At 65.8% G+C, this 8,295-nt stretch carries 7 protein-coding genes; 2 read left to right on the top strand and 5 right to left on the bottom strand.

Translation table 11 applies throughout. The features are described 5' to 3' along the window. The 4 genes from ACRDUX_RS14490 to ACRDUX_RS14475 form a co-directional block, all read right to left on the bottom strand. A partial coding sequence (locus ACRDUX_RS14490) for an ATP-binding protein (RefSeq protein ID WP_526414719.1) occupies positions 1-1,486 on the bottom strand: 1,486 nt, incomplete at its 3' end. After that, positions 1,479-2,183, bottom strand: a complete 705-nt coding sequence (locus tag ACRDUX_RS14485; protein WP_526414718.1) for a DUF4194 domain-containing protein — start codon at positions 2,181-2,183, stop codon at positions 1,479-1,481. The genes ACRDUX_RS14490 and ACRDUX_RS14485, both read right to left, overlap by 8 nt. Continuing rightward, positions 2,180-3,670 carry a DUF3375 family protein gene (locus tag ACRDUX_RS14480; RefSeq protein ID WP_526414720.1) on the bottom strand — a complete coding sequence of 497 codons (1,491 nt, stop codon included), beginning with the start codon at positions 3,668-3,670 and terminating at the stop codon, positions 2,180-2,182. Before ACRDUX_RS14480 ends, ACRDUX_RS14485 begins: the two co-directional genes overlap by 4 nt. 249 nt (positions 3,671-3,919) lie before the next feature. After that, positions 3,920-5,248 carry a cytochrome P450 gene (locus ACRDUX_RS14475; protein ID WP_526414717.1) on the bottom strand — a complete coding sequence of 443 codons (1,329 nt, stop codon included), beginning with the start codon at positions 5,246-5,248 and terminating at the stop codon, positions 3,920-3,922. Between the two features lie 118 nt (positions 5,249-5,366). On the opposite strand from ACRDUX_RS14475, the gene ACRDUX_RS14470 reads away from it, so the two are divergent. Together ACRDUX_RS14470 and ACRDUX_RS14465 are read left to right on the top strand one after the other, a co-directional pair. Then, positions 5,367-6,551, top strand: coding sequence for a sensor histidine kinase (locus ACRDUX_RS14470; protein WP_526414716.1), 1,185 nt, complete (start codon positions 5,367-5,369; stop codon positions 6,549-6,551). Next, entirely contained in the window at positions 6,548-7,192 is a 645-nt protein-coding gene (locus tag ACRDUX_RS14465) for a response regulator (RefSeq protein ID WP_526414715.1), read from the top strand. The genes ACRDUX_RS14470 and ACRDUX_RS14465 overlap by 4 nt, the downstream gene beginning before the upstream one ends. On the opposite strand, the gene ACRDUX_RS14460 is transcribed toward ACRDUX_RS14465, so the two are convergent. Then, positions 7,177-8,295 (bottom strand): multicopper oxidase family protein (locus ACRDUX_RS14460; RefSeq protein ID WP_526414714.1); only part of this gene is annotated, 1,119 nt, incomplete at its 5' end. The two genes, ACRDUX_RS14465 and ACRDUX_RS14460, sit on opposite strands and share 16 nt — an antisense overlap.

Below are 8,295 nucleotides of genomic sequence, written 5' to 3'. Positions count from 1 at the left end.
GCCGTAGACCCACCCCGCGCAGCACCTTCTCCACCGCGACCCGCCACCGGCTCTGCTCCGGCCTGAGGTCCATCAGCTCGGCGATGTAGGGCAGCTTGCTCGCGTCGACACCGACTGCGGCGCAGATGTGTTCGCGCATCGTGATCGCGAACTCCGGAAGGGCCGACCCGACGTGCTCGACGCGGCGCAGCTCCTTCGCTGCGTCGTCGCGGGCGATCCGAGCGACCTTCTGCGCGTACTCGGCATCGGTGGACGCTTCCCTGCCGCGGTCGAGCTTGGCCAGCAGTTCAGTGGCGGCAGTGCTGAGTTCCTCACGCAGATTCCAGAACTCGTCGGCGGTGTCCGGGACGTCGAGGCTCTGTGCGGTGATCATCGACTCATAGGCGGCCCGGCGCCGTGATACCTCTTCGGCCTGCGCTTCGGCGCCTGCCACCTGCGACTGCAACGGCCCGACGCTCGCACTCGATCCGCTGATCTGTGCGTTGAGTGAATCCCCTTCGGCCTTCGCGAGATTGAGCTGACGGGTCACGTCCTCGTACTCGTTGCCGAGCTGGTCGATGGTGGCGTCGAGTGAATCTATCTGAGCCGGGCACTGCGCCAGCCGGACGTGATCGGTGTATGCCCGGACCATCGGCTGATCCACCAGATCGATGATGCCAAGGTCGGAGGACTCGGAGGCGTAACGCTGTTGGATCTTCTCGATGTCGCCGAGGATCTTGCGCTTGCGTTGCGCGACGGCCAGCAGCTCGCGGGCGTCGACCAGCGGGTCGATCTGCTTGAGCGCATCGGGCAGCCGCGTCAGGCTACTTGGCTCGTCGAGCATGAACTCACGGACGAACTGCTCGAGTCCGCCAACGCTTTTCAGCGACTTCGCCTTGCCGAGAAGCTGCTGAGCGGCATCGGAGGCGCGGATGCCGATGCTCGCGTACAGCTGGGCGAGGTACTGCGACTCCACCTTGGTGGAGAACCGCCAGTCGTCCTTGAACACGTTGCCGTCGAAGCGCCCGGATGCCCACCGGTTGCAGACGTCCTCGATGTCGCGGTCGCCGTCGGCCAGGACGAATCGGCTCGAGGAGTCCGAGCGGGACTCACCGGTGAGCCATTTGAGCACCAGGCCGGTGATGGTTCGCCCGGTGTTGCTGGCGTAGGTGACGGCCACCGCTGACCATGCGGCGCCTTCGCCGCGCAGGTACATGACCTTGCTGGCACCGGCGTCGCTGCGTTGCCCCCAGGCGCCGCGCACGTACTTGTCGACGGTGCGGCGGCCTGCGCTGGAGCCGGCCGCCGAGTTGTCGCCGGAGGCGTTGAAGTTACGCCGGTTGAAAGGTAGAAATCCGAGCGAAATTGCATCCAGGAGTGAGGATTTGCCGCTGCCGGACGCGCCGGCGATCAGCGCTCCGCCCGCACTGAACGGGATGGTGTGATACCCGTCGAACACGCCCCAATTGATGACCTGCAAGCGCGACAGGTGGAATTGTTCAGCCATCTAGTGCGACCTCCTGTTCGTCCTGGTCCGGTGGGTCGCCGCCGCTCCGCAGCAGTTCGAACTGCTGCTGTAACTCGGTGATCACCGAAGCCGTCATCACGGCGTTGATCACCGGGCTGACGGTGTAGCTGTCCTCGTCGTCGCGGCTCTTGCGCAGGATCTCCAGGGAGGCGAGCCGGGCGATGGCCGCGTCGATCCTGGCCGTGAAGGTGACGACGTCGCGGTCGACGTCGTTGAGCACCCCGGAGAACAGTCCGTGCACTTCGTCGCGGCTGATCAGGACGGTCTGGTCGCCGGAGGCGCGCATCATCTGCGCCAGGTGCAGTGCCAGAATCGAGTCATAGGTGCCAAGCGGCTCGCGGCGCAAGAGCTTTGCGCCCCTTGCCGATTCGTAGCGGGCCTGCTCTACGAAGGCGACTTCCGCGCCGTCGACGATGCGGAGCAGCAGATCGAGCTCGGACAGTCGCACGGACAGTTGCCCGCGGTACTCCACCACCCAGGTGTAGAGGTCGCGGTCGGCTTCGGCGCTGACGTAGCGGCGGGTCAGCAGCTGCTGCAGTGCCCAGCACGCGCGGTCGGGAAGTTCGCTGACGTCGCCGTCGAACCGGGGCCTGCGCCCCTGCGGGCTGCGGGCCGTTTGATCGACCTGGGGCAGTGCGGAGAATCCCGCGTAGTCGACGGACTGCTCTGTCGTCACGAGGCGGCTCCCAGCAGGCTGGAGATCGGTTCGGTGAACATCAGGTGCGGGACCTCCATCTCACGGTCACGCCCGTCCAGGGACTGGAACCGGACGGTGACCGACTTGGACGCCCGTGCGGCAATGTCGTCGGGCAAGGGTTGTTTGAGCGCCCAGGACCACAGCACGATGACGTGACCCAGGTACGCCCCGTGCCCTTCGGTGGAGAGCATCTCCACGGCCTCCGGCAAGGAGAGCGGTCCACCCGCGATTGCCGTGTTGATCAGCTCGGACATCGCTGGCGCATCGACCTGTGTGGTCAGTGCGGCGAAGCTCGACAGGTCGACGTCCCCGTCGGCGGCGTGGGCGGGCTTCGGATTGGACAGGTCGCCGATCCGGAAGCTCAGGGCGCCGACCGAGCTGATGGCGTGCCGTGCGAGGGGGAGTTCGAGGTCGAGGCGTGAGTCGGTCAGGGACGTCTTCAGCAGGGCGCGGGCGGCGCCGATGGCCTCGTTGAGCTGACGGGCCACGCCGCGGCTCTGTTCCAACGTGCCGAACGCGGTGAATCTCTTGACCCGCTGCGCGCACCGCTGCTGGATGCGTTCCACCTCGTCGATCTGCTGGCCCACTAGCTCGAAGAATCCGGCCATCACCCGGCGCAGCGCCGGGTCCAGCGCGGGCAGCGCCTCGGCGACCGCGGCGACGTCGGCCTCGAACTCGGCGCGCTGATCGGGATCGTTGATCATGCGCAGGAAGGCCCGATGCGAGTCCCGGCCCTGCGAGTCCCAAGCGGCTTGATAGTCGGCGTACATCTGACGCTGCCGGTCGCGGTATTCGACGTTGGTGTCGATCGGTTCGTCGAGAGCGGCGGTGGCCTGCTCGATCATCGTGCCGTACTGGCCGATGTCGGTGATCAGCCGTTCCATCTGCAGGGCGATCGCGCGGGCTTCGTCGTATGTGTCGGTCAGATCGACGTCGGGTTGAGCACGGTCCTCGACACCGTCCTCGAGCCCCCTGGCGAGTTCGTCCAGCTCGGCGCGCAATGCCGCGATCTCGGCTTCGATGCCTGCGCGGATTCGGTCGGGGTCGTTGTCTACGCGCAGGGCGATCTGCCGCAGGCGCGAGGCGATGCCGTTGATGGAGCCGCCGGTGGCAATGGTGTCCTGGCGGCGCATGCTGCGCAGGAAGTCCAGCGCCCGACGCGCGTCCTGAGTCAGGTAGCAGAGGTTGCGTTCGATGCCCGCGCGCTGGTCGGCGACGCGGTGCAGCCAGCCCTGGCTGGCCCACGACTTGATCAGGGCGAGGCCGGATTGCTCGCCACCGGGCCTGCCCAGCTCGTCGAGGTCGCGTTCGAGCCGCACCACCAGCTCGGTCTCGGGGATCACGCCACCGCTGAGGTGGCGTTCCATCAGCGTGGCGTGAAAGCCCATGTTGAGCGTGGCCAACAATCGGATCGTGGGTGAGCCCTGGATGTCGCGATTGAGTTCGAGCAGGTCGGCAGCCGACATCGCTGCGTTGTCGTCCACCTGGTTCCCTCCTCGGCTGCGTCATACGTCGGACGGTCCAAGATAGGGCACGGCGGCGACAGTGGATCGCGCGACGCGCACGCTGGGAGCGTGTGTCGGGACGGCGCCGTCCCAGGAGTCTCATGGGTTGCACGAGCCCCATTGGTCACGGCTTTGCGGTGTGTCCTTCCCCACCTTGGGGCGACGACGGGTGACGCAGGACGGCCGCGCCCGGGTGTCTACGGGCTGGCGTTACCGCATGCCCAGCCCGGGTGGGGTCCAGGCCACCGGCAGACGTTTGATGCCGTGCACGAACGACGAGCGCAGGATGGCCGGCTCTTCGATGGCCGCTATGTCTGGAATGTGCCGGTGCAGTTCTTCGAAGGCCAGCCTGATCTCCCGACGAGCCAGGTTGGCGCCGAGGCAGAAGTGTGCTCCGCCGGCGCCAAAGCCGATCTGCGGGTTGGGGTTACGAAGTACGTCGAACCTCCACGGGTCGGCGAAGACATCCTCGTCGCGGTTGGCCGAGCAATACCACATCGATACCTTGTCGCCGGCTTTCATCGGCGTTCCCCTCATCTCGATGTCCCTGGTGAGGGTGCGGCGCATGAAGATGATCGGTGAACCCCATCGCACGATCTCCTCGACCGCGGTGGCGGCGACCCCGTCGAAGTCGGCCCACCACGTCCGGCGCTCGTCGGGATAGCGGGTCAACGAGACCAACCCATGACTGATGGCGTTGCGGGTGGTCTCATTGCCCGCGGCGGTGAGCAGGATGAAGAACGAGGCGATCTCGCTGGACGTCAAGCGCTCTCCATCGACCTCGGCCGTCACCAGATTGGTCGTCAGATCATCGCCGGGATGGGCTCTTCGGTCTTCGGCGAGTTCGATGCCGTAGGAGGCGAGTTCGGTTGCGACCCTTACGACGTCGTCGAAATCTCCGGATGCCTCATCGTCGCCGACCCCCATCAGCACAGTGGTCCAGTGGAACACGTCTCCGTGATCCGATTCCGGGATGCCCATCATGTCGCAGATGATCTGCAGCGGCAGCGGCGCCGCGACACTGGCCACGAAATCCGCTCGACCATCGGGATGGTCGGCCACCATGCCGGCCACCAGACGTCGAGCCCGGTCGCGAACGCTCTGCTCTATGCGGGCCAGAACCTTGGGAGTGAATGCACGGTTGACGATGGTCCGCAGGCGCAGGTGGCGCGGATCGTCCAACGTGATCATCGAGCCGAGGAACTCCGAGATCTCGGGTGGGACCTCGTTGAGCGACGTACTGGTCGGGCTCGAACTGAACACGTCCGGATGCCTACTGGCGTGGTGGACGTCCGCGAACGTGGTGAGCGCCCAATGTCCAGCCCCCGAGGCGAATCCCGCGAGTTCGGGGGTGTCGTGAAAGGACAGTGGACTCTCTCGGCGCAGCGTGGCGAACGCGCCGTCGCGCAGGTCGTCGTCGAGGTCCCAGAACTCGAGCCTGCCCAGATCGACGTCTTCGAGTGCGACGTATGGCGGCGGCGCCCCGTTCTCCCGTGGCGCGATCGCGGCATCGACGACAGCGGTACCCGTGGACTTCATGCTGTGACCTCCCCGTCAATTCGAGTGTGACACCGGGGTGGTGGGAACGTCTCGCGATTGGCGGTCTGCGCGACGTCAACGACGATTGCCAATCCAGGGTGGCGGTTACGGTGAAGGGATGCAGTCCGTCCCATCTCGCCATCCGTCGGTTGGCTTGGCACTTCGATTGGCACCGTTGCTGCTGGTGCCCATGATGCTGACGGCGAGCAGGTTCCCTGCGCAGTTCGAGGTCTCGACCGTGTACTGGGCCCTGTCGTGCAGCGCGGCTGTTGCTTTCGCCGTCGGCTGGCGGTGGCCCGTTCCGGCATCGCTCGTATTGTCCGCACTGGCGGTGCCGATGTTCGCCGCAGAGGCGTGGGGGCTGTCCGGCTGGGTTCCGTACCTGGGGGCTCTGGCGGTGGCTGATGTGGCCGCGCGCAGCGACCGCAACCGGGTCATCGCGGCGACGGCCGCGTGCTGGTTTGCCGCGCTCCTGCTGGGCAATTGGTTTGACGATCACACGTCGCTCTGGACCGCCGCAAACGCTGCTGCCATCGTGGCCGCTGTCGGCATGCCGATTCTCCTCGGTCTCTACCTCCGGGGTCAGAAACGCCTTGCCGCCACCTACCGGGAGCGCGCCGCCGATTCCGAATTGCGCAGAACGGCAGCGGAATCCGCCGTACGCTCGGAAGAGCGCACTGCGATGGCGCGAGAGTTGCACGATCTCGTCGCCCATCACATGGCGTCAATCGTGCTTCGCGTCGGCGTCGCTGAGCACGTCCTCGACGGTGTGGACCCGCGCGTAGCTACGGTGCTCAACGACGTGCACTGCACGGCCGCCGACGCGCTCGCCGACATCCGTCGCCTGCAGGACGCCCTGCGCGATCCGGCCCTGAGCGAGGTCGCGATGATCGAACCTGAGGCGGTGTGGATCGAGATCGATGCAGCGGTCGCGCGGACCCGCGCCGCGGGATTCACCGTCGCGGCCCACATCGATCGCGAGATCGTCGGATTGGACGCGATCGCGCGGCTCACCCTGTTGCGTGTGACACAGGAAGCACTCACGAATGCGATGAAGCACGCCGATGCAGCGGGTCCCGTCGACCTGAGCATTGGTCGACGAGACAACGGCGTGGCCGTTCGCGTCAGTAGTGCGTACGTGCCGGGATCGTCGCCGAATGCCGAGGGTCACGGAATGATTGGAATGGCGGAGCGGCTGGACCTCATCGGCGGCCAGTTCGACGTCCGACGAATCGAGCGAGATTGGGTGGTCGACGCGTGGCTGCCCGAATCCGCGACCCTCTTGGAGGGGGTACCGCGGTGACCGGAATCCGGGTGCTGATCGTCGATGACCAAAGGCTGGTACGGGCTGGGCTGCGCATGCTGTGCGAGTCCACCGTCGACCTCGACGTGGTCGGCGAGGCCGCAGACGGCGCTCAGGCGGTCCGATCTGCCGCTGAACTCTCTCCAGACGTCATCCTGATGGATCTGCGGATGCCCGGACTGGACGGCATCGAAGCCACCCGCCTCGTGATGTCCAACCGGCCGGCGTCGAAGGTATTGGCGCTCACGACATTCGACGACGACGAGCATCTCTACCCAGCGCTAGCGGCCGGCGCCGCGGGATTCCTGGTGAAGGACACGAGTCCGGTCGAGCTCATTGACGCCATTCGTCGGGCAGTCGACGGTAACTTCACACTGTCGCCACACTTGTTGCGACGGTTGACCGCCCGGGCCGTGGAGGCCAAACTCGCCGACGACTCGACCGCGGCCCCAGTGCCGTTGACTCCACGCGAGCTGGAAGTGCTGCCGTTGGTAGTCGATGGCTTGTCCAACCAAGAGATCGCCGGTCAGTTGCATCTCGGCGTCACGACGGTGAAGACGCACATCGCTAACCTGATGGACAAGACCGGTACCGAGAACAGGGTTCAGCTCGCCGTCTACGGGTATCAGCGCACGGAGTGATCCTGGCCGGCCTGCGACGGTGCTTCGCCGGCGGACATGTCCATGTGCATCGGAACGGGCTCTTCGCCGGGTGCGAGCACGAGGAACTGGCCCATCATTCCCCGATCCTCGTGCATCGCGAGGTGGCAGTGATACATGTACGGGTAGGTCGGGTCTGTGTAGTCGGAGAATCGGATGGCGAGCTGAATCCGTTGTCCCGGAGGGGCGTACACCGTGTCTTTGTATCCTGCGAGTTCGGGGGGCGGAGGCGATCCGTCGATGTCGACGATCCGGAACTGAGCGTCGTGCACGTGGAAGTTGTGTGGCCAATTGTCGACATTTCGCAGCGTCCAGATCTCGTCCGTGTCGACGGTGGCATGGAAGTCGATGCGGTTCATGTCCATGCGGCGCTGGTTGATCATGAACCATTGCAGGTCGAACGACCTCTCCGGGTGCGCTCGAGAAGTGTCGGGAGCAGAGAGCGCCGCCAGCCTTGCCGCAACGGCAGCGCTCGATCGCAACGTCCGGCCGGGGTGCAAGTCGAGAATGTCGAATGTGTCGTTCATCCCGAATCGCGCCGCGTCGGCCCGGCTCAATCCGGCGCCGTCCGCCATGGGAAACGACCGCAGTGGGATCTGGCCTCCAGATCGCATGTCCACGACGATCTCGACCCGCTCACCGGGACTCAACTGAATGCGGCTCATCCTCACCGGCGCGGCTAGCAGGCCGCCGTCGCTGGCGATCACGTCGAACGCACGGTCGTCCCCGAAGCCCAAGTTGTACAGCCGGCCCCCGGAACCGTTGAGGATACGGAGCCGGACACGCTCCGACCAGACCGGAAGATAGGCGCCCGCAATGCCATTGGTGACGATCGTGTCGCCAAGGAGGCCAACGTCCGTCGAATCGGACTCATCAAGCGCGCCTGCCGGAGTGAAGCGGCGGTCCTGGATGATCAGCGGAATGTCGTCGACGCCGTAGTCGTGGGGCAGTTCGACGGCTGGATCGTCGTCGTCCACGATGAACAGGCCGGCGAGCCCGCGGTAGACGTGCTTTTCGGTTTCGCCGTGCGGGTGCGGGTGATACCAGAGGGTCGCTGCAGGTTGTCGGACCGTCCAGCTGGGGTC

The organism is Mycobacterium sp. (assembly GCF_050701675.1).
In the GTDB taxonomy this organism is placed as follows: domain Bacteria; phylum Actinomycetota; class Actinomycetes; order Mycobacteriales; family Mycobacteriaceae; genus Mycobacterium.
Note: the sequence above shows the minus strand (reverse complement) of the source record. Positions and strands in the feature narration are given on the sequence as shown.

Bases quoted from the DNA above. Each gene is read 5' to 3' on its own strand.
- ACRDUX_RS14475 (WP_526414717.1), bottom strand. From the start codon at position 5,248: ATGAAGTCCACGGGTACCGCTGTCGTCGATGCCGCGATCGCGCCACGG.
- ACRDUX_RS14470 (WP_526414716.1), top strand. From the start codon at position 5,367: ATGCAGTCCGTCCCATCTCGCCATCCGTCGGTTGGCTTGGCACTTCGA.
- ACRDUX_RS14480 (WP_526414720.1), bottom strand. From the start codon at position 3,670: ATGTCGGCTGCCGACCTGCTCGAACTCAATCGCGACATCCAGGGCTCA.